The sequence below is a fragment of the Bacillus sp. V2I10 genome (assembly GCF_030817055.1).
Taxonomy (GTDB): Bacteria; Bacillota; Bacilli; order Bacillales; family Bacillaceae; genus Bacillus_P.
In genome coordinates this window covers 2761510-2781947 of record NZ_JAUSYV010000001.1, presented here as the reverse complement: position 1 = coordinate 2781947, position 20438 = coordinate 2761510, and the positions used below count along the sequence as shown (strand labels likewise).

The 20438-nt window shown below is 40.4% G+C and carries 16 protein-coding genes, 1 pseudogene and 1 riboswitch; of the genes and pseudogenes, 5 read left to right on the top strand and 12 right to left on the bottom strand.

Annotation, left to right across the window (positions count from 1 at the left end; genetic code table 11):
* Nucleotides 1–40 precede the first annotated feature (40 nt).
* From QFZ72_RS13940 to QFZ72_RS13910, 7 genes and pseudogenes are all read right to left on the bottom strand, one after another.
* Entirely contained in the window at nt 41–439 is a 399-nt protein-coding gene (locus tag QFZ72_RS13940; RefSeq protein WP_307434187.1) for an acyl-CoA thioesterase, read from the bottom strand.
* Nucleotides 420–1622 carry an iron-containing alcohol dehydrogenase gene (locus QFZ72_RS13935; protein ID WP_307434185.1) on the bottom strand — a complete coding sequence of 401 codons (1203 nt, stop codon included), beginning with the start codon at nt 1620–1622 and terminating at the stop codon, nt 420–422. The genes QFZ72_RS13940 and QFZ72_RS13935 overlap by 20 nt, the downstream gene beginning before the upstream one ends.
* Nucleotides 1619–2110, bottom strand: coding sequence for a GNAT family N-acetyltransferase (locus QFZ72_RS13930; protein WP_307434183.1), 492 nt, complete (start codon nt 2108–2110; stop codon nt 1619–1621). Before QFZ72_RS13930 ends, QFZ72_RS13935 begins: the two co-directional genes overlap by 4 nt.
* A gap of 68 nt (nt 2111–2178) precedes the next feature.
* Entirely contained in the window at nt 2179–4407 is a 2229-nt protein-coding gene (locus QFZ72_RS13925) for an AAA domain-containing protein (RefSeq protein WP_307434181.1), read from the bottom strand.
* Nucleotides 4408–4503: 96 nt separating this feature from the next.
* Nucleotides 4504–4950 (bottom strand): annotated as a pseudogene (locus QFZ72_RS13920) (aldehyde dehydrogenase family protein); the annotation flags it as partial.
* Nucleotides 4951–4956: 6 nt separating this feature from the next.
* Nucleotides 4957–5877 (bottom strand): 3-hydroxyacyl-CoA dehydrogenase family protein, encoded by a 921-nt coding sequence (locus tag QFZ72_RS13915; RefSeq protein WP_307434179.1) that lies wholly within the window; start codon nt 5875–5877, stop codon nt 4957–4959.
* 254 nt (nt 5878–6131) lie between these two features.
* Complete coding sequence (locus QFZ72_RS13910) at nt 6132–7493, bottom strand: aspartate kinase (RefSeq protein WP_307434177.1); 1362 nt, start codon at nt 7491–7493, stop codon at nt 6132–6134.
* A gap of 187 nt (nt 7494–7680) precedes the next feature.
* Between QFZ72_RS13910 and QFZ72_RS13905 the strand changes: the two genes are divergently transcribed.
* Nucleotides 7681–8907 carry an MFS transporter gene (locus tag QFZ72_RS13905; RefSeq protein WP_307434174.1) on the top strand — a complete coding sequence of 409 codons (1227 nt, stop codon included), beginning with the start codon at nt 7681–7683 and terminating at the stop codon, nt 8905–8907.
* 130 nt (nt 8908–9037) lie between these two features.
* The gene (locus tag QFZ72_RS13900) at nt 9038–10312 is read left to right on the top strand and encodes a 3D domain-containing protein (RefSeq protein ID WP_307434172.1); all 1275 of its coding nucleotides are present in this window, start codon (nt 9038–9040) and stop codon (nt 10310–10312) included.
* A gap of 110 nt (nt 10313–10422) precedes the next feature.
* Here the strand turns inward: QFZ72_RS13900 and QFZ72_RS13895 are convergent, their stop codons facing one another.
* Nucleotides 10423–11031, bottom strand: a complete 609-nt coding sequence (locus tag QFZ72_RS13895) for a TetR/AcrR family transcriptional regulator (protein ID WP_307434170.1) — start codon at nt 11029–11031, stop codon at nt 10423–10425.
* A gap of 320 nt (nt 11032–11351) precedes the next feature.
* Between QFZ72_RS13895 and QFZ72_RS13890 the strand changes: the two genes are divergently transcribed.
* Nucleotides 11352–12845, top strand: a complete 1494-nt coding sequence (locus tag QFZ72_RS13890; RefSeq protein WP_307434168.1) for a peptide MFS transporter — start codon at nt 11352–11354, stop codon at nt 12843–12845.
* A 63-nt stretch (nt 12846–12908) separates the two neighbouring features.
* Here QFZ72_RS13890 and metE read toward each other — a convergent pair whose 3' ends face one another.
* Both metE and QFZ72_RS13880 read right to left on the bottom strand, forming a co-directional pair.
* Nucleotides 12909–15188: a 5-methyltetrahydropteroyltriglutamate--homocysteine S-methyltransferase gene (gene metE / locus QFZ72_RS13885; protein ID WP_307434166.1), complete on the bottom strand. Its 2280-nt coding sequence runs from the start codon at nt 15186–15188 to the stop codon at nt 12909–12911.
* Between the two features lie 148 nt (nt 15189–15336).
* A riboswitch (cobalamin riboswitch) is annotated at nt 15337–15541 on the bottom strand.
* Nucleotides 15542–15612: 71 nt separating this feature from the next.
* Nucleotides 15613–16401: a GNAT family N-acetyltransferase gene (locus QFZ72_RS13880; protein WP_307434164.1), complete on the bottom strand. Its 789-nt coding sequence runs from the start codon at nt 16399–16401 to the stop codon at nt 15613–15615.
* Nucleotides 16402–16538: 137 nt separating this feature from the next.
* Between QFZ72_RS13880 and QFZ72_RS13875 the strand changes: the two genes are divergently transcribed.
* The gene (locus QFZ72_RS13875; RefSeq protein WP_307434162.1) at nt 16539–17807 is read left to right on the top strand and encodes an ATP-binding protein; all 1269 of its coding nucleotides are present in this window, start codon (nt 16539–16541) and stop codon (nt 17805–17807) included.
* A 333-nt stretch (nt 17808–18140) separates the two neighbouring features.
* The gene (locus QFZ72_RS13870) at nt 18141–18725 is read left to right on the top strand and encodes a GNAT family N-acetyltransferase (protein WP_307434160.1); all 585 of its coding nucleotides are present in this window, start codon (nt 18141–18143) and stop codon (nt 18723–18725) included.
* Between the two features lie 35 nt (nt 18726–18760).
* On the opposite strand, the gene QFZ72_RS13865 is transcribed toward QFZ72_RS13870, so the two are convergent.
* Both QFZ72_RS13865 and QFZ72_RS13860 read right to left on the bottom strand, forming a co-directional pair.
* A complete protein-coding gene (locus QFZ72_RS13865) occupies nt 18761–19633 on the bottom strand; it encodes a Cof-type HAD-IIB family hydrolase (protein ID WP_307434158.1) in 873 nt (290 codons plus the stop codon).
* Nucleotides 19630–20400: a transcriptional regulator GlcR gene (locus QFZ72_RS13860; RefSeq protein WP_307434156.1), complete on the bottom strand. Its 771-nt coding sequence runs from the start codon at nt 20398–20400 to the stop codon at nt 19630–19632. The genes QFZ72_RS13865 and QFZ72_RS13860 overlap by 4 nt, the downstream gene beginning before the upstream one ends.
* Nucleotides 20401–20438 lie beyond the last annotated feature (38 nt).

The following is a 20438-nucleotide window of genomic DNA, read 5'->3' as shown; positions in this document are numbered from 1 at the left end:
TTTTGAAATTTCAGAAAAAACAAGCTTTAATTTAGAAAACTTACATGTTTGTATAGAGATGATTCTGTAATTCCAGTCTAATAGCGTCTGGAATTCGTTCTGATTGTTTTTCATGAACATTATAATGCACATAGATAACTGTCCCTTTTGCGCATAATTCCCCGTCCTGATGAATTTCCTCATAAAGCTCTAAGCTTGAGTTTCCGATTCTTTTCACCCAGGAATAGACTTCGACTTTTTTTCCGTAATAAATTTGACTGATAAAATCGACATTCATGTTTAAAATAATCATTTTCCAGTCTTTAAAAGACCGTTCAGGGTTGAATAAAGCAAAGAGCTGATTTCTTCCTGCTTCAAACCAGACTGGCACTGTTGTATTGTTGATATGGCCGACGCCATCTGTTTCGGAAACTCGCGGTTCAATTGTTGTATGGAACATGCTTCATCACTCCTTCTGCCTTTAACGTTCCATATAGGGCTGCATAGTAGACTTGTTTCACATCCTGGAGCTGAAAGGCTCTTGGACTTCTTGCAAGCAGTCTTGTTTGCTTGATGCCGCCCGCCGCTAATTTTTCAATATCCTCTTCAGTAATGCCATATGCTTGAAGAGTATGGGGCAGGCCAACATCTTCCATCAGATTTCTAATTTCTAAAACGGCTGACTGCGCGAACTCACGATCGTTTTTACCTTTTCTCTCAATACCCAGCGAAGTAGCAAGAATCGTCATTTTATGTAAGCAGGACGGCAAAATATAGTCAAGAACATATGGAAGCAGCACAGCGTTTGACTCTCCATGTGATACTTTAAACAAGCCGCCGAGAGGATAAGCTAAAGCATGTACACCGGCGACACCCGCATTAAAAAAACTGAGTCCCGCAAGCATGCTTCCCCATGACATGCTGCTCCGGGCTTCGCGGTTTTCGCCCTGCCAGACTGCAGTGCCGATACTCGAAGCAATTTTTTTTACTGCTTCTAAAGCAAGAGTATCTGTAATAACCGTTGCATTGATGGATAAAAAGGATTCAATCGCATGTGTCAGCGCATCAATCCCGCTTGCAGCAGTTACTCGCGGCGGCAGAGAATAGGTTAATTCCGGATCTATGATGACGGCATCTGCGAGCAAATAGTCATGAGTAATGACATCCTTTGTTTCTTCTAATGAAAAAACGGCTATATCCGTCATTTCTGCACCGGTGCCTGATGTTGTCGGGATCATGATTTTAGGCAATCCCCGCTCTGACAGTTTTTTTGATCCTGATAAATTCAAAAAATCCGCAATTGTGCCTTCATTTTTTGCAAGAACGGATGCAGCTTTAGCTATATCAAGACAGCTTCCTCCGCCTATTCCAATGACAAGATCAGCTCCTGAGTTCCTGAGAGCTTTGACTGCACCATCACCAATAGAAACTTGCGGTTCAGGCTGAATTTCTGTATAGCATTCGAATTGGATTTTATTTTCTTCAAGCGTCTGTTCTATTGGAGAAAGAACTCCAAATTTGATTAAAATTGGATCGGCAAAAATAAAAACTTTAGAAGCGTGATATTCTTGAATAAGGTGAAGAAGATTTTGAATTGATCCTTCACCAGTTACAATTTTATTAGGTGATCTGAATGTTTTCATAATGCTCCCTCCTGTTCTTTGGAACAAAAAGTTTGAATAACACGGCCATTTACCATACGCTCTGTATAATCCCCTGCTGTAAACTCTCCAATAACCTTTCTCCAAAAGCTCTGAGCCGGTTTATTCTTTTCCACTTGCAAGACTTCCCATTTTCCGCTATGCAGCTGAAAAACATTGTGGGCAATTTTTTTACCGAGCCCCGATTGCCGAAATTTTTTCATGATGAAAAACTCCGCCATCGAAAAATAATTTCCAGATGCATCGTACCTTACCATGACAAAACCTGCATACTCTTCCCTAACTTTGATCAGATAAGGATACCGGCCTATTTCAGTCCAGTAGTTTTCGAAATAAGGATAATCATTGAATCTGCCTTGATCATTTACTCTATTGTGATTAAATTCAGTAAAATCATAAGAGTAATATTGCAGCAGGTTCTCTACAATGGTCCTTTCAGAAAAATCCGCAATCTTTAAGCTGAATTCCATTCTCCTTCCACCCTTTTCATTTGTTTATAAAGGGTACTTATTCGAGAAAAATAATCATGTTCCTCTTTTTATGAAAAGGAGACCTGTGTCAGAAAATGCTTAATGGTTTTTTCAGAATGCAGCCTCGCTGCTACATAGGGAGGCTGCACTCTGTTTGCTCCCGCAAATGGCTGTCCGAGCCATAATATTTGGTCATCAATGATAACAAATGGAAAAGGCAGATTTTCTTGAATCCAAGTACATTTAAGCACTGGCTTACTGTCAGAAATGACCGAAAGAGTGATTGCATGTCCAGCTTTTTTCAGTACATTGGTCAAATCCTTTTCGAGACTCATAGATTTCGGCAGTGAAAGAATGATCCGGTGCTTGGCAGAACGGATGTCTTCAAATAGAGGTTCCTGTTTTGGAGCGTGCATCCATTTCAATTTTGGATGATGGTGCAAAATCCATTTTCCAATATGCTGATGAGTGACGGACTGATGATTTTTCTCCTGATGATCCACTAGCTGTCTGAGCGCTTTGCTTCGGTAAACGTTTTTACGGATAAAGTCTGTATTGCTGACATGTATGAACTTTCCCTTCGTCCTTGTAATGGCAACATTGATAAGTCTTGCACTGTCCTTACCGGTAGTCAGCATTCCGGCACGATTCTCCGGAAAACTGTCAACACTGTCAAAAATCATCACATCCCGCTCGCTGCCCTGAAATTTATGGACGGTTGCTGCAAGAATATCTGCATTCAATAGTTCTTCTTCATATAAATCCCCTAAAAGCTCTTGCATCAGGGAAGCCTGTGCCCGATATGGTGTCACATATCCGATTGATCTTACACCAGAGAGATAGGATTCGTGGATGCTTTGAAATGAAAGCAGCAGATGCCACAAATTAAGCTTGGAATGCGACGTCCTTTCTTTTATACAATGCTCGCCAGTATAACTTGCATCAAGCAAAATAGATGCTCTGTTGGGAAAAGGAGCGTTTATTACTAGCTGATTTCTGCTTTTTTTGACACTCTCATGGTCGCCTACTTGATTTTGATAAACATATTGATTGGTGAATGCAGAGATTTCCGGATGCATTCTTCGCTGTTCTTTCAATAGAAGCATTTGCGGGTGCAAGTCTTGTTTGATGTCTGAAACTCCTGAGCGGATGAAAATATCTTCTTTCAGCCATTTTTCAACAAGTTCATGACGTGAAGAGGCAATAGGCGGCAGCTGTTTAAAGTCACCGCACAGAATCACCCGCTGGCCAAGCGATGCAGCAAACGCTGCCTGCGGTACGTAAGCCATACTTGTCTCATCGACAACAACAACGTCAAATTCGTCTTCATATATGTTTGAATCACTTGCTGCTTTAGCAAGGGTTGTTCCAACTATAAATGCTTCTTTTACAAATTCAGATTCCTGCTTGCGGATTTTCTCAAGGACTCTGCTTATTCTGGTTTCAAGATCAAGCAGCTGATTGGAATCCCGCTTGCTGAATGTATCCGATAAATCCTTTTTTAAGAGCTTTCTTTCATCAAGAAGCTGATGTCTGTCCTTTGATAATGCAGGGTCTTTCTGCAGAAGGAGTTCACTTGTTGTAAGGGGTACAGGAAAGGCTGTGACTGCGCTCCCAGTACCATAGCGAAGCAGCTCCCCCTCTTTAAATTTCTCCTTTTTGTGAATAAAAGCTGCGATTTCCTTCATTAATACATCCACAGCACTGTTGCTGTGTGACAGAATCAGCACCCGTTTTCCTTTAAAATAGTGATTGGCTGCTGTTCTTGCAAGCGTATAGGTTTTCCCCGTGCCGGGAGGTCCCCAAACGAAAGTGACCGGATTGTATTTGGACCTTATAAACAATTCATGGACTGAGCTTTTCCCTTTCTCTGCCGGATGTTTTGGGGGCATCGAGGGATCCATCAGCTTTTTGATTCTGGCCCGCTTAATCTTGCTTTTTTTCATGTCCTCAAGCCTTGCAATCAGTTCCTCAAGCAGTTCCCACGGGTCATGGAAAAGAAAAGCCTCATGGATGAGATCTCCAAACGATCTTTCAAAGGATAGAATGATGCTTTGTCCTTCTGAAGAGAGAACTCTTCCCTTGTGCTTCACGCCGTCCCATTCTAATTTGATTGAGGATCCAACAGGAATTTTCAGGTAACCGCTGCTTTCAAAATAGTAAGTAAAGGCATCTCCAGTTGATAATAGATGTCCATTTGCAACACGGTATTTCGTGCTCCCATATTTCTTTAAATAGCCGATTTCAATTTGAAGGGCCTGCTGCCATTCTTTTATATAGGTCTTCGTTGTAATCAAGGTAATCTGCTCCGTTCAATGAAAGAGGCAAGCCCGTTTAGCTGAGCCTGCCTGTCTGAGCTTTTAACTATACAACATTTTCACTTTGCCGTCATGTTAATTGAACCAGCGCTGTGTAACCACTTTTTTCCTCGTGTAAAATTCAACGCCATCTTTGCCGTTTGCATGAAGGTCTCCATAAAAAGAATTTTTCCAGCCTGAAAATGGAAAAAAGGCCATTGGTGCAGGGACATTCACGTTGACTCCGAGCATGCCTGCTTCAATTTTTTCACGAAATTCCCGTACTGCTTTCCCGCTTGATGTATAAAGAACGGCGCCATTGGCAAAATCAGATTCATTTGTCAGCTCAATGGCTTCCTGCAGGTTTTTCACACGGACAATACTTAATACCGGTGCGAATATTTCATCCTTCGAGATGGTCATCTCTTTTGTTACGTTATCAAAAATGGCAGCCCCGATATAGTATCCTTTATCATGTTTTTTTGCATCGATTCTGCCGTCTTTAATAAGATTTGCTTTTTCCTTTTCTCCTCCCTTTTTATAAAACGCTTACATTTTAAGCAGGTGAATCAGCTGTTTATCCCGGATGTCTAAGCTCCCGTCTTCTGTGCCGCTATATTCATAAATACCTTTGCCGGTTTTTGAACCCAGGTTCCCCTGCTTGACGCTTTCCACAATAAACCGCGGAGCTACCGTGCTGCAGTCAAGTTCGGGAAACAAATTTCCAGTTACTTTTTCCCAAATATCAAGCCCTCCCATGTCCGCAATCCGGAGAGGTCCGTTCAAGGCCCATCTCATGCCGGGTCCTTCTGACATGACCTTATCAATGTCATCTGCATTTGCGATCCTTTCTTCAAGCAGATAAAAAGCTTCCCTGACTACTGCAGCCTGCAGACGGTTCGCAATAAAACCCGGAATGTCCTTATTGAGCAGGACAACTTTTTTGCCGGCAGCTTTTAAGAGATGGATAACCTCTTCTGCAGCCCAGGGAACAGTGTGCTCATGTTTAACTACTTCAACCAGTTTGACTAAATGAGCAGGGTTGAAGAAATGTGTGATGAGCAAGCGCTCAGAAAAAGCGCACTCTTCAGCAAGCTTTGAAATCGGAAATGTGGAAGTGTTGGATGCGACGATTGCAGTTGAACGTATCCTCGTTTCAAGCAATTTGAATAACTGCAGCTTAAAATCAAGCACCTCAGGAATCGCTTCAATAATCAGATCAGCGTCATAAACAGCTTCGCCAAGGTCCGTTGAATATGAGAGCCTTTCAAGGGTTTTGTTTTGTTCCTCGCTGTTTATGTAAGATTCCTTTTTCATCACCTCTAGATTCTGATTGATCATTTGCCGAGCTTTTGTTAATAGGTCTTCTCTTAAATCATAAATGGTCACTGGACATTGAGCAGCAGCAAATACTTGGGCAATGCCGTGTCCCATTGTTCCAGATCCAATGACAGCAACCTTCTTAATCAAACTTAGCTCCCTCCTTATTTCTGAATTATCGGTATATTCTATCATTATATCTCAGTTCGAAAAAAATTGTCAGTTAAGAAGTGATGTTACCATTTGACGGGTTAGCTCGAATATTCTTTAAATGGGAGTTTTCGATAATAAATACAGGATTTTCGATATGAAAAGTTCTAGTAATAAATAGCCCGCAGAGACATTCAGCTCCAAGTCTATAAAAAAAGCACTGCTTCTAATTCAGCAGTGCTCCCTTTTCAATATTAAGCATAGACTCCGACAAAAAATTCCTCATAAAGGGCCTGAACAGCTTTTTTCTCCTGAGCTTCTTTTACACCGAACATCATGCTGACTTCTGATGATCCCTGGTTAATCATTTCGATATTGACGCCTGCTTCTGCAAGAGCTTTTGAAGCACGGGCTGCTGTGCCGATATTATGGCGCATGCCTTCCCCCACCATCATAATGAGAGACAGATTGTGTTCCACTGTCACCTCATCCGGCTTTAGGTCTGTGCGGATCCTCTCTAGAATAAGCTCTTCAGTCTCTGCATTCATTTGTTTTTGTCTCAAAATAATACTTAGATCATCAATTCCAGATGGACTGTGCTCATAGGTTAACCCGAAATCCTCTAAAATAGAGAGCAATTTCCTTCCGAATCCAATTTCTTTATTCATTAAATATTTATTTACATATATACTGCAGAAATCATCATCGCTGGCGATGCCGATAACGGGTCCATTCGTATTTTTTCGTTCGTTCACAATTCTGGTGCCTGCAGCTTCCGGATTATTCGTATTCTTAATATGAACAGGAATACCGGCCTCAAAAGCAGGAATCAGCGCTTCATCGTGAAAAACCGAAAATCCTGCATAAGAAAGCTCCCGCATTTCCCGGTAAGTAAGCTCGCGGATTTCTTTTGGATTTGGAACCACATTAGGATTAACAGAATAAACCGCATTCACATCAGTGAAATTTTCGTAAAGGTCTGCTTCTGTTCCATTTGCAAGAATGGATCCGGTAATATCTGATCCGCTTCGCGAAAACGTCACAACTTCGCCTGCTTCGTTGTATCCAAAGAATCCTGGAAAAATAAGAATGCCGGGAAGTTCCCTTAAAGCTTTCAGATTTTCGTACGATTTTTTCAGAACTTGTGCTGTTCCGCAAGTTTCTTCTACAAGCAGCCCTGCATCTTTTGGATTTATATAAGAAGCTTGAATGCCTCTGCTTTTAAAATATTCAGCAATCAGCTTTGCATTGCTGTCTTCTCCGCTTGCTTTTATAGCGTCTATGTATCTGGCTTGCCGAGTCTTATCTGCATCAAGCAGTTTAATAAGATCATTTTCTATTTTGGAAACGATTTCAGTCGGCAATTTCAGCTCTTCTGCCACTTTTGAATACCGGGCAATAACAGCAGTCAAATATTCGGGTGCTGCATCCCCTCGCAAAGACCTTTCGCCAAGTTCAATTAAAAGATCCGTCACCTTGCGATCTTCTGCATACCGTTTGCCAGGCGCTGACACAACGACCACTTTTCGATCAGGGTCAGATGTAACGATATCAAATACCTTTTTAACCTGATTTCCCGATGCTAATGAACTTCCTCCAAACTTCACCACTTTCATGCGAACATCCCCTAATGTTTAATTTTTTAGGTAAATTTTAAAATCTATTTTACTCTTTTTACATGAACATTCAAGGGTTTCTTCTCCAAAAGCATTTTTTATTTGATTTTTTTGATTTCTCACCTCTCATTTTGTGGTAAAATATTTTTCGTAAATCGAAATATTCAGTTGAGAAAGGACTTATAAAATGGAAAACGCAGCTTCATTAAAAAAACCGGTTTCAAAACCGTCTCCGACTATTTACAACATCCTTTTCATTATTGGTTTATGTCATTTATTAAACGATTCGATTCAATCCGTTATCCCTGCGATGTTTCCGATTCTTGAAAATTCGATGGGGCTCACGTTTACACAGCTTGGCCTGATTGCTTTTACGCTCAATATGGTTTCCTCTGTCCTTCAGCCGGTTGTCGGCTGGTATACAGATAAAAAACCAATGCCATATGCCCTGCCTATCGGGCTTACGAGCAGCTTAATCGGAATTGTCGGCCTCTCTTTTGCTCCTTCTTTTTCAATGATCTTATTAAGTGTCTTTTTCATTGGACTAGGTTCTGCGGTCTTTCACCCTGAAGGGTCAAGAGTGGCATATTTAGCAGCTGGAGAAAGGCGGGGCCTCGCGCAGTCAATCTATCAAGTTGGAGGAAATACCGGATCCTCTTCTGCTCCGCTGATTACAGCGCTTATTCTCGTTCCATTCGGGCAGTTTGGCGCGATTTGGTTTACTATTGCAGCAGCTCTTGCAGTTATTTTTCTTATTTATATAGCAAACTGGTACACATTGAAACTTTCAGACATTAGAAGAGAAGAAAAGAAAAATGGCACTAAGAAAAAAGAAGTAAAACTGACGAGAGCCATTTATTCTGCCTTAGCAGTTATCGTATTTCTCGTTTTTGCACGTTCATGGTATGGAAGTGCCATTTCAAATTTTTACACGTTCTATGTTATTGAAAAGTATGATCTAAGTATTGCCCAGTCACAGGTTTATATCTTTATCTTTCTTGTCATGGGTGCACTTGGAACCTTTGCAGGGGGACCTTTGGCAGACCGGTTCGGCAAACGTACCATTATCCTTTATTCTCTGCTGGCTACAGCGCCTTTTGCCCTCATTTTGCCGTTTGCAGGTCCAATTGCGGCATATCCGCTGATCGCTGCAATTGGTTTTATATTAAGTTCAAGCTTTTCTGTAACAGTTGTTTATGCACAAGAGCTCATTCCGGGAAAGATTGGCACAATGTCCGGTTTGACAGTTGGGCTCGCTTTTGGAATGGGGGCAATTGGTTCCGTTGCTTTAGGCTCATTGATTGACGCTTTTGGATTAACATCTGTTATGACTGGCATCGCTTGTCTGCCGGTTTTAGGAGCTCTTGCTTACCTGCTCCCCACAGATCAAACCTTAAAAGAGTGGCAGCAATAACCGACAGCCTTTGACGATTTGCCATGGATTATTTTCATTAATTTGTCGTATATTGAATGATTTAACAGATTTGTAATCTAAAAGGCCCCTTTTTTGTGGTATAACTAAAATACAAGAAAGGGGTTGTTTTATGAGATTTTCAATGCGTATGATTGCCGCGCTTTCTGTCGGTTTTGTTACTCTATCAAGCTATAACACTGCCCTAGCGCAAACGAATCAGGACACCTTGCATAAAGCTGAGAAGCAGCTTGACCAAAATCAGGAAGTGCTGAATCAAAAAGAAAAACAAAAGCAAGCAGTACATACCGCTGTTCAGAAAATGGAAAACGAACTTCAGAACATGGAAGCTCTTGTTGTAAAAAATGAAAAAGAATACGCCTCCATTCAAGAAAAGATTAAAAAAACAAATCAATTAATCGATGAAAAGAAAATAGAAATTGTGGCACTTCAGGACAAGGTATTAAGCCGTGAGGAAATCATGCATGCAAGGCTTGTTGCCCTTCAGGAGAATGATCACGCTGATATTGTCATTCATACATTAGTTAATGCAGAAAGTGTTTCGAACTTTTTTGAGAGAATTGGAGCTGTTGCCACTCTCCTAAATGCTGATAATGACATTCTAGAGCAGCAGCAGGCTGATTTAAAGAAAATCGAAGAAGATAAAAAAGAGATCGACAGACAAGAGGTTCTGCTGACTGAACAGAAGCAAACATTAGCATCAAGCGGTGTCAAGCTTGAAGAAGCGATGCAAAACAGACAAAAGAAAATGACTGCCCTTCAAGCTGAATATCAAAAGATTTCAACAGAAGTGACGCTTGCTGAACAGGAAAAATCAGCCCTTCAGACTCAAATGAAATCAATTGAAGCAAGCATTAAAAAAGAACAGGAAGCGGCAATTGCACGGGCCGCAAGTATTGCCGCTGCGAAAAAGAAAGAGCAGGCCGCTTTTCTTGCTGAAGCTAACGCCCGTGCAGAAGCTGCAAAAGCAAAGGAAGCAGCAAAGGCCAAAGCTGCAGCAGCGAAAAAGAAAGAAGCTGCAGCTGTAGCAGCACCGGCCAAGCCTGTATCTGCTGATAAACCTGCTGCCAATGAGCCTCCAAAAGAAGAAAATGATGAAAGCAAAATCTTCTATGTAACCGCTACTGCTTACAGCCACGAAGATACGGCCAGCGACTATACGGCTATTGGCATAAATATTAAAGAAAATCCAAATATGAAACTCATTGCTGTTGATCCAAAAATCATTCCTCTGGGCAAGAAAGTCTGGGTTGAAGGTTATGGAGTTGCTATTGCAGGTGATACAGGCGGTGCAATCGTCAATCATAAAATTGATGTTTTGATGCCTAATAGTGCAGAAGCAAGAAAATGGGGCCGTAAAACGGTAAAAGTCGAAGTATTAGATTAATAGAATCCAAAAAAAAGAGAACATCATGTTCTCTTTTTTTGATTCTATAAGATTAGATGGACGAACCATTCCTTATAATCCAAAAGCGTAAAATAATTTCAATATAAAGACTATTTCAAAAGAACAGGGTCTTTCCTGAACAAATTCTTCATCATAGCTGTAAACTGACAGGTTTGAAACTCATAATCTGATCCGCTGTGGACGTTTCTCATTCTAAATCCTGAAGACATCAGGACAAAAAGTTCAGCAGTCTGATTTGCATCAATCTGCTCGCTGATCACTCCATTTTTTTGACCGGATACAATCCAGAGCTTTGAAAACTCAAACATCCATTGATCAAATTCACGGAGAGCTTCCTTTGCATTTTTTTGTTCATTCCTGCCGATAAAGTATAACAGGATATGATTCACTACATCTTTTGGATGATTAATTGCTTCGAAACTTTCCGATAAAACATCGATAGGGTCCGTCATATCCTCTTTGCTCTTCCCCATTTTTTCAAAGAATTTTTCATTTGTTTCATGAATCCTCGCTTCAAGCACTTTAGCGAATAGCTCATCTTTGCTTTTAATATAATGATAGATGGCTCCCTTTGACAGGCCTGTCCTCTCCATGATTTCTGAGAGGGTGGTTTTTGCGCATCCCACTTCTTTAATCAATGCAGATGCAGCTTCAAGCAATGCCTTCTCTGAACGCACTCTTCTTTCAAATTGCTTCATGATTCGACGCCTCCTTTCTACATTTTAAAAACAGACCGCCGGTTTGTAAAGTAGATTTATGTCGCCTATTGTTGATTGAAGACTGACTAACGCAATTGATGTTCAGAAGCCGGTTCTGATTATACGAAACTCACAGACCCAAAGTATGTTGTTTCCTTAATTATAGAATTTAAAGAAATAGACTTAAAAAACAGGGCTGAACGCATTATAGTAAATTATATTAAAAAAATAATTCATATAGCATTTTTACAGTTTTTTTTTGACAATTCAATTTTAATAGTAGTATTATTATACATGGTAAAAAGGAGGCTTCTTGCATCATGTCATCGATTGACAAAGACAAAATTGTACAAAGTGTACCGCAAAAAGGTTTTTTCGGTCATCCTAAAGGATTGTTCACGCTATTCTTCACAGAATTTTGGGAGCGTTTTTCTTATTATGGGATGAGAGCTATTCTTCTGTATTATATGTATTATTCCATGAAAGATGGCGGACTTGGTCTTGATCAGACTACTGCTCTTTCCATTATGTCCATCTATGGTTCCCTCGTTTATATGTCCGGAATCATCGGAGGCTGGATATCCGACAGATTGCTAGGAAATACACGAACTGTTTTTTATGGCGGAGTTCTTATTATGCTTGGTCATATTATTCTTGCTTTCCCTGGAAGCATTGCAGCATTTTTCGTGTCAATGTTCTTCATTGTAATCGGTACCGGGTTGCTTAAGCCGAATATTTCGAATATTGTGGGTGATCTATACAGCAAAGATGATAATCGCCGCGATTCAGGATTCAGCATTTTCTACATGGGAATCAACTTAGGCGGTCTGCTAGCCCCAATTATTGTTGGTACTGTAGGTCAAAAATACAATTTTCATTTAGGTTTTGGACTTGCTGCAATTGGTATGGCCTTAGGATTAATCGTCTTCTTGCTGACAAAAAAGAAAAATCTTGGATTGGCCGGAAATGCAGTTCCAAACCCGCTTACTCCTTCTGAAAGAAAAAAAGTTTTCGGAAGATTGGCTATTGGTATAGCTGTTATCGGAATTTTAGGAGCAATTTCTATTTCAACCGGCTATCTGACGATAGAAAGATTTACTTTCTTAATCAGTATTTTAGGTATTTTAATTCCTACGGTTTACTTCATTGTGATGTACCGCAGTCCTAAGTCAACAGATGTTGAACGCTCTCGCCTTATTGCTTATATTCCACTGTTCATTGCGGCAATGGTTTTCTGGGCGATACAGGAACAAGGAGCTACGATTCTTGGAGCATACGCTGATACTCGAACTCAATTAAAATTTGGCGGTTTTGAAATTCCATCATCATTATTTCAATCGTTAAATCCATTATTCGTTGTCTTCTTGGCGCCGGTGTTTGCATGGCTCTGGATTAAACTAGGCAATCGTCAGCCATCTACATCGAAAAAATTTGCATTTGGTTTGTTTTTTGCAGGTTTATCATTTTTGATTATGATTATTCCTGCTTACGTGAACGGAACAGATTCACTTGCTAACCCGATTTGGCTAATACTTAGCTTCTTCCTGGTTGTACTCGGAGAGCTTTGTCTGTCACCTGTTGGTTTATCTACAACGACAAAGCTTGCTCCAGCTGCATTCTCAGCACAGACAATGAGTCTATGGTTCCTGACAAGTGCATCTGCACAAGCTATTAACGCTCAAATTGTAAAATTCTACAAACCCGAAACTGAAATTCTCTATTTTGGTATCATCGGCGGTATAGCGGTACTTTTAGGAGTTCTGATGCTTCTTCTTTCTCCTAAAATTCAAAGTTACATGAAAGGTGTCCGCTAAGATGCCGAACAAGCCTGTTCCGTTTTTAGGAACAGGCTTGTTTTTTGATTACACTGGAGAGACTTATACTGATGCAGCCTCGCTTGCTTTTTCTCTGCAGCTTTTCGCGGCTGTCACCATCACTTTTAATGCTTCAATCGTTTCCGTGACTCCTCTTGTCTTCAGCCCGCAGTCAGGATTGACCCAAAAAAGATCCGGATCTAAAACCTGCAGGGCACGTTCAATATTCATGACGAGTTCGTTTTCAGTCGGGACTCTTGGGCTGTGAATATCGTATACGCCTAACCCAATCCCTTTCCCATATGAATTTTTCTCAAATGAATGGATGAGTTCACCGTGGCTTCTTGAAGTTTCAATTGAAATGACATCTGCATCTAATGCATCAATCGCTTCGATAATATCTTCAAAATTCGAATAGCACATATGTGTATGAATTTGTGTGTCCGGCTGGACGGAAGCTGTTGACCGCTTAAATGCCGTCACCGCATCTTTTAAATACTCATTCCATTTCTCCGATTTCAGCGGGAGGCCTTCCCTGAGTGCCGGCTCATCTACTTGTATCATCGCAATACCAGCTTGTTCAAGTGCCTCAACTTCTTTTCGGATGCAGAGTGATAATTGATTAAGGACACTTGATTTAGGGAGATCATTTCGAACAAATGACCAGTTTAAAATCGTGACAGGACCTGTCAGCATCCCTTTTACAGGTTTTTCAGTAAGACTTTGAGCAAAAACGGTTTCTTTTACTGTCATTGGCTTCTCAAGTACTACATCTCCATATATAACTGGCGGTCTGACGCAGCGCGAGCCATAGGATTGCACCCAGCCAAAAGTCGTAATCGCTATACCGGATAATTTTTCACCAAAGAACTCCACCATGTCCGTCCTTTCAAATTCTCCATGCACCAGAACGTCCAGCTCAAGATTTTCCTGAATTTCAACCCATTTTTTTATTTCTTCTTCTATATAAATACTGTATTGCTGTTCACTCAATTCGCCTTTTTTCCATTTAAGGCGCTGAGCCCGAACCTCTTTTGTTTGCGGAAAGCTCCCGATCGTTGTTGTAGGAAGCAAAGGAAGGCTGAACCGGTTGTTTTGCAGTTTTCTCCGCAGGCAAGCTTCCATTCTCTCTGTTGAAAAGGAATCCAGCTGATTCATCGCATCCTGAACAGCACTTTGGTTTCTCAGCTTTGATGATGATAAATGATCAGTAGCTGAATCATATTCTTTAAGTACCTCTGCTTCAGTTTCAAAGTTGAAAAACTTCGTTAAGACACTCAGCTCGTAAAGCTTCTCATCCGCAAAAGATAATGCACCTTTTACAAGAGGATCTAACTGCTGTTCATGTTCTGCAGTCACTGGCACATGAATTAAACTGCATGAAGGCTGAAGAATAAGCCGGTCCCGATCAACAGCTTCAAGGATGGTGTTGACAAGATTTACGGTCTTTTGCAGACTTGCCTTCCAAACATTACGTCCATCAATGATCCCTGCAGCAAGAACTTTGTCCTTTGGAAATCCTGCCGTTATCAACTTTTTAAGCGATACACCACTGTCATGAACAAAATCGAGTCCAATGCCATCAACGGGGAGGCTGACCAGATCCTCGTATTGCTCAACACTTTCAAAATAAGTTTGGATCAGCAGCTTTGTATTTTCTGACTCTCTTCTGATCGTTCCGTAAATTTCTTTAGCCTTTGAAAATAATGCACCATTTACATTCGATGTCACAAACACCGGTTCATCAATCTGTATCCACTCAGCGCCCGCATCTGCAAGCTCCTGAAGCACCTGAACGTATAAAGGAATTAATTTCTGAAGTACTTGGTCTTTATTTTCACCTTTTGATAAAGCAACTAAGGTAAGCGGACCGACAATAACAGGCTTACCGTTTATGCCGAGCTCTTCTTTTGCTTCAAGGTAAAGATGCAAAAGCCGGTTTTCGGTCAGCCTTGGCTCTGCCTGACCCAGTTCCGGTACAATATAATGATAATTCGTGTTAAACCATTTTGTCATTTCAGCCGCCACTTGCTCACTGCTGCCTCTTGCAATATCAAAGTAGGTCTGAAGGGAATTTGCATCCTGATTCTGGAACCTCTCCGGAAGAAGACCAAACATAACAGCTGTATCCAGTATATGATCATAATAGGTGAAGTCACCAATAGGAATTAGGTCAATTCCTTTATCCATCTGCTTCTGCAAATGAGACAGCCTGATCTCTTTCATCTTCTGTTCAAATTGCTGCTCAGTTAAATCGCCTTTCCAGAATGATTCTAACGTCTTTTTCCACTCTCTTTTTTCTCCGATTCTCGGATAACCTAAGTTTGAATTTTTAATGCTCATTGCTGCTCCCCCGTTTCTAATCTTCTCAACTTTCGGCGCATGAAAAAAACTCTCTTGCAAGAAGAGAGTTTGATGGACATAGCTAACTTGAGTTGAGACACAAGACAGGTTTCAACATATCGCATCACCCTCCCTATTCCGCGTAGGCATGAAGTGCATACGATAGGCAGGTCTCCTGACTCAGGTTCATTGTATTCTATTCCCTTCCCATTTTTCATTAGAAAAACAGTGGGCTTTTATAGAATTCTCCCCATTACAGTGGCGCGACCGTGTCGGATTTTCAACCGAGCTTCCCTTTTAAGCTAATACAGACATGCACTCTTGCAATTAGCACCTATCGCTTGAAAAAAATATTAAATTTTTAAAATTCATTAACAATTGTTTCTAAGCATAGCTGAAGTTTCGCTTTCGTGCAAGCATAATATTAAGAGTGTGCTGAGATTCCAAGGACTTTCCATTTTGCAGCCTCATAAAATCCAAGCTGTTTATAAAGTTTTCCTGCTTCTGGATTATTATAAAACAAATAAATGGCCTTTTCTTCATTTGCAATCTCCTGGCAAATGGCACGAATCACTTCAGAAGCATAACCTTTCCTCCGATGAAACGGTGGTGTAGCTACACCGGCTATAATGGCAGTATGGCAGCTTTCAATAAACACGCCGGCCGTTGAAACCATTGTTCCTCCTACTGCTTTGTAGAATACTTTCAACTTGCCTGATTCTATGTTTTGATAGTGATCATTTGCAAAGAAGTCTTCATTTGGGCCAATCATTTTATATTCATCGACATCCATGAACAAATCGTATAGTTTTCGGCATTCCTCAAGACTAGTAATCATTTTAACATTCTTGCTTGCCTGAAAATCTCTGCTTCCTACATATCTGAGCATGAACGAATCACTCTCAAGATCTATTTGAAAGTGACATTTAAACTCTTCGATCAATTCTTTTTTCCCGACAATTTTCCTGATGCCGGTTTCCCGGATGATTAATGCAAATTCTGCTAATGGGAGATTGATAACGGGGCTGTAGTAATAAATTTTTTCAGGATAGATCATTAAAATGGCGTTTAAATGCGCATTCAAATAACCTCCATAAACCATCATATGTTCTTCTGTTAAGTCTTCTATGATTAAGGCATTCAATTCCATATCGGTCCGCAAAAATTCTGCTGCCAGATCGTATTCTTTTTTAGCCATTAATTTAATTTGCATTTGCTTTTTGCTCCATTACATTTCTCCTGACAAAAAAATTTAAAGTCTTTTAGAATATTCTAACATTCTCTAGTAAATTTGATATATATTTTAATAGATAAGTTTTTTAATACTTTTGCGGATAAGGTGAGAACTACATGGGAATGAAGGATGTATTACTGAATTTTTTACTTGTTTTTTCCCCGCTGTTGATTATACAGCTGTTATATATGAGAAAAGAAACGAATAAAAAAAGAAATAAATGGCTCTTTGCTATTTTGCCTGCACTTGCGATTATTTTAAGCATGCTGTATCCGTTTATGATTGAGGATGATTTTTTCTTTGACTTCAGGCGAATTCCCTATGTAATGGGACTGTTGTACGGAGGATATCCTCTTGGATTCTTTTTATTTGCCGTTACCACTGTGACCCGGCTGCTTCTTGGGGGAAACGGCATCTATCCGACTATTGTGATGGCTGGCATTCTTGTTCTTTTCGTACCAATGCTTTCATCCTATTATTTAAAAAGCAGACTCAGAAAGAAATTAATTCTTGTTGTAGCCATCGTGCTGACATCTCTGCTTTTTTCAATCCTGCATATTGAATTGATTTATGGTTCTTTTTTTCTTCTGGAATCTTATATTAAACTTTTTATCCTCCATATATTTGCAGCTGTCATAGGAACGATTCTTTTTGAAACGATTGTCCAAAACTCTAATTTGCTGAAAAGGGTGATTAAAGCAGAAAAACTTGAAGTGGTCAGTCACTTAGCAGCAAGCATATCTCATGAAGTCCGCAATCCTCTGACGACGACAAAGGGGTTCCTGCAGCTGCTCCGAGAAGAAGATATCAGCCAGGAAAAAAAGGAAGAATACATAGAAATTTCATTAAACGAGTTAGACCGAGCGACTAACATTATCAAAGATTATCTGACATTCGCAAGACCTGAAGCTGAAAATAATGATCCGATTGAGATCCATACTGAACTTAGGAACTGCATCAACGTCATGAAGCCTCTTGCACAAATGGAAAATGTGCAGTTTAATGAAAACTTCAGTTCTGATGACATTTTAGTTCTTGGAGATCCTTTAAAACTTAAGCAATCACTGATTAATATTCTCAAAAATGGCATAGAGTCCTATTCTGCAGGCGGTTTAATAGAAGTGTCAACTTTAAAAGAAGACTCTCAAATCAAAATCGTGATATCTGACTATGGTAAAGGAATGACGGTTGATCAGGTGCTGAGGCTTGGGGAGCCCTATTTCTCTACTAAATCGAACGGAACCGGTCTTGGTATGATGGTATCTTTCAGCATTATTAAAGCAATGAACGGCCATATTTATGTGAAAAGTCAGCCTGGTACCGGTACGTCATTTACAATTTTTCTGCCAATCTATTTGAAAATGAGTGTTAACCCGCCTTACTGACTTCCTGCATAAGAAATTTGCTTTTCCTTTCTCTTTGCAGACTGTGCAGATTCAAATGTGCTTTGAGAACATTTCAGAGGATTATGCCATATATCTCTAAAAGTTTTATTCAAAACATTCTCTGCAAAAATAGAGTCGCTGCCGGCCGAATCAATAACTCTCAGGCAGCAGGACTTCGGATTGATAAGTACAATAAACCCGGGGCTGCGGTTTCTTTCTGCAGTATTCGGATTAAAGCTCATTTTCTCGATTCACACCATTCTCCTCAGACGGTTAATAGCACTTAATCATCTAAAGAAAGAAAAATAATCAGGCTGAATCAATTTTTCGATCATGAAAAAGAGAGAGGGGTATTCGTTGGCTAACTATTATACAAAATCAGTCCGCCTGATCATCCGCCCTTATCAGGCATCTGATTATCAAACATGGCTTTCAGCATATAGAAACAGGCGGCCTAAACAGCACAAATACGACGAAGGCAGGCTGGATATGACTGTTTGTACGGAAGAGTGGTTTGCTGCGTTCACCGACAAACATCAACAGCTCATCAACGAAGATAAAGCATATGTTTTCGGTGTATTCAGGTTAGCAGATGGAATGCATGTCGGATATGTCGATTTCTCAACTTTGCTCCGTGATGATTTTCAATGGGCCCGCATGGGATATACAATTCATAATCAATTCTGGAGAATGGGTTATGGCAAGGAAGCTGTTAAAGCAGCCATCGGACTTGCATTTGATCAATTGAACTATCACCGTCTTGAGGCGCACATCAATCTTGATAACCACCCATCTGTAAAGCTGGCCAAGAGTGTGGGGATGGAGTTCGAGTGCCTGCGCAAAGGGTTTCTTTATGAAAATAACGAATGGGCAGATCATCTTGTTTATTATATAAATAATGATCATTTCATGGCATAGAAAAGGCCGGTCTCAAATATGAGACCGGCCTTTTCTCACACTTGCTGCTTCGCATCCATCATCCGTTTTATCGCAAGCTCTACCCCGTCTTGATCATTTGTAAGAGTAATATCCTTGCAGATGGCTTTAATTTCTGGGCGGGCATTCCCCATTGCAATGCTTTTTCCCGCTATTTCAAGCATCGATTTGTCATTCATGCTGTCGCCGATGGCTGCAGTGTCTATCAGTTCAACCCCAAGATGGGCAGACAGTTTCTGTAGAGCAATCCCTTTAGATGCAAGCTTATGCTCAATTTCAAAGTTGTGTGCAGCTGATGTAACCAAAGTGATATTATCTGTGTCTTTAAATTTCTCCCAGCCTGCATCAAGCTTTTCCTGATGAAAAGAAAAAGCGAGAATATTATAGATCTCCAAAGTTTGATTTAGAATGTCCTTATACGATTCAACGAACTTAAAGCCTGTCTGGCTGTATTGTTTTGCAGCTGCCTGCAGAAGCTGAGCGCGGTCCGCATCCGGATTTGCACTTTCGACCCGGTCAATTTCGATATTTATTAGCTCTCTTCCGCTTTGAGGCGTATAGATGGCATCGCAGCCGAACACCTCATAGTAGTAATGGTTCTGTTCCAAAAATTGAAGCGCAGCAGCTACTGTTTCATTTTCCATAGGCTGTGAATGAAATAATACCCCCTCTGGATTATGAATCGTAGCTCCATTTGCAGCTATAATCCATGTTTTTACACCTGTATCCTTAAAAATTTCTACTACATCAAAATGTGCTCTGCCAGTAGCGACGACCACTTCTATGCCCTCTTTTTGAGCAGATTTTATTGCTTTCAAATTTTCTGCGCTGATTTTATTTGCACTGTTTAATAACGTTCCATCAAGATCTATTGCAATTAATTTGGTCATTCCATTTCCTCCTCTGCCACAAGTAATTCCACATTGTGTTTATCAAGCAAGTCTCTGAATGCTTTATCCGGTTCTTTATCTGTTATAAGCAAATCGATTTCGTGAAGATCTGCATAAAGGAAAAAATCAGTAACTCCGAGCTTTGAATGATCAGCAAGTGCGATAACTTGATTTGCCTGGCTGATCATTTTCCGTTTAACCATTCCATCTTCTTCATGAGCGATGGAAAGCCCTCTCTCAGAAATGCCAACAACCCCAATAAACACTTTATCAACCTGATATTTTGATAGTTTTTCCACCACTGAGGATCCATATAAAAAACGATGCTCTTTTTGAAGCTCTCCCCCAAGAAGATGAATATGAATGCCTGGCTTTGTTGATAAAATATCGGCCTGATTAATGGAATTCGTAATAATGGCGGCATTTTTAATATCAATAAATTCTGCACAAGCCTGAACAGTAGTGGAAGCGTCTAAAATGATTCTGTCTCCTTCCCGGATCAGACTGGCCGCTTTTTTGCCGATTAATTCTTTTTCATAAGACACCGTTTGCAGGCGGTTTTGATAGTCTTTGATTTCGGTGTGCGAGCTCGGCAAAATGGCCCCGCCTCTTGTTCTAATAATCAGTTTCTGTTCTTCAAGCTTTACAAGATCACGCCTGGCAGTATCTTTGGATACATCATAAAGCGAACATATTTGATCAGCCGTGATTCGCTTGTTTTCTTTTAAATAGTCAAGAATGGAGATTAAGCGTTCTTCTTGGTACAAAATACCCACCTAACTTTCAGAAATGTTTCTACAATAAC